Origin of the sequence: Streptomyces sp. NRRL F-2664, from assembly GCF_000719345.1 — a bacterium.
Classification (GTDB): Bacteria; Actinomycetota; Actinomycetes; order Streptomycetales; family Streptomycetaceae; genus Streptomyces.
This window is the reverse complement of the sequence record NZ_JOFX01000195.1, coordinates 1-1,641: the sequence shown is the minus strand read 5'-3', so window position 1 is coordinate 1,641 and position 1,641 is coordinate 1. Positions and strand designations below refer to the sequence as shown.

The window sequence follows — 1,641 nt, the reverse complement described above, 5'->3', positions numbered from 1 at the left end:
TTGACCGACCGCCCCGTCCCGGAAAGCCGAAAGACTGCCGGGAAACCCCCAGAAGAACGGGCCGGGTGATCCAGGCCCTGGGCGCTGCACGTTGTCCTGCCGGACGGGAGCCCGGTGCGCCCCCGATCGCTACGCGCTCCTGACGGACGGCGGCAGCAGGCCCCTGGGGCTGGACATAAGCCGCCATCGATCGCTACGCGCTCCCGCCGGACGGCGTCCGCGGCCCTCTCAGGCCGGGCATAAGCCGCCATCTGGGGTCGGCACGGGGGGCATGCGGGGTGGGGTTGTGCGCAGTGCAGGCGACTCGAGCCGGGGGGTTGGTGTGAGTGGCGACGAGTGTTGTGGCGTCCGGTGGTCGTACTGTCGAGCCCATCACCGAGAGGCGGTTCCTGTGCGCAGCGTGACCTATTCGATGGGCGTCTCACTCGACGGCTACATCGTCGGGCCGAGCGGCGGTCCCGACTGGGCGCCGCCGGACGAAGAGGTATTTCGCTTCGTCACCGACGAGGTGCGAGGGGTCGGCGTCTACGTGTTGGGGCGACGGCTGTACGAGACGATGCTGTATTGGGAGACCGTCGAACAGAACCCGTCGCTCGAATACTCGACCCGCGAGTTTGCCGCGGTCTGGAAGTCGCTTCCCAAGGTGGTGTTCTCCACAACGCTGTCGGCGGTAAGGGGCAACGCGCGCCTGGCTTCCGGCGACCTGGCGGAGGAGGTCGAGCGGCTGCGAGCCGAGCCGGGTGAAGGCGACATCGCGATCGGCGGAGCGACTCTTGCCGCCGCAGCGGCCGGCCTGGGTCTGATCGACGAGTACCGGGCCCGGGTCTATCCGGTGCTGCTCGGCGGTGGCATTCCGTTCTTTCCCCGGAGCGAACGCCGGGTGGATCTCGAACTGGTCGAGACCCACATCTTCCGCTCAGGAGTCGTCTACTTCCGCCACCGCGTGACACCCTAGGTTCTCTTTCTTCGGCCCGCATGTGACTGCGTGGCAACGGTCTGCGGCGCAGCCGTTGTTGTCCGCGCAAGGCGCCGTTGCGAGGTGGGGGGACGCAGAGCCCGTGGACCCAACCTCCACTTCGACACGGTGTCGGTCGTCGACACCGTCACCGGCAGGGCCCTTCGATGAACAGGAGTGGGTCAAGTCGCCTTCCCCTGTGTCACGTGAGACGGCCACTCTGTGGTCATCGCCACCATCGCCGTGGGGGACGAACCGAGCGAGCCGCACGTGGATGCCCGCGCCTACGACCGGCAGCAACGCCCGCCTCGCCCATGCCGTTCGGCCACAAAGCCACAACCAAGCAGTGGTGGCCCGCGTCCGCCCCGGACAGCCTGCAGGCCCCTGATCGAGAAGCGCTGACGGTCGATGGCGGCCCAGGCCCAGCCCCAGAGGCTCGCTGACGCCGTCCGGCGGGAGCGCGTAGCGATCTGTGGCGGCTTATGTCCAGCCACAGGGGTCTGCTGCCGCCGTCCGTCGGGAGCGCGTAGCGATTTGGGGCGAACCTGCACTCCCGCCCGGCAGGACAACGTGCAGCGCCCAGGGCCTGGATCACCCGGCCCGTTCTTCTGGGGGCTTCCCGGCAGTCTTTCGGCTTTCCGGGACGGGGCGGTCGGTCAAGGGTGGAGCGAAGCTCCATCGCGAAG

At 68.6% G+C, this 1,641-nt stretch carries 1 protein-coding gene; it reads left to right on the top strand.

The genetic code is table 11. The features are described from left to right. The first annotated feature begins 391 nt into the window (after positions 1-391). On the top strand, positions 392-955 hold the full coding sequence (locus tag IF89_RS0135295; RefSeq protein ID WP_030777184.1) for a dihydrofolate reductase family protein: 564 nt from the start codon (positions 392-394) through the stop codon (positions 953-955). Positions 956-1,641: the final 686 nt, after the last annotated feature.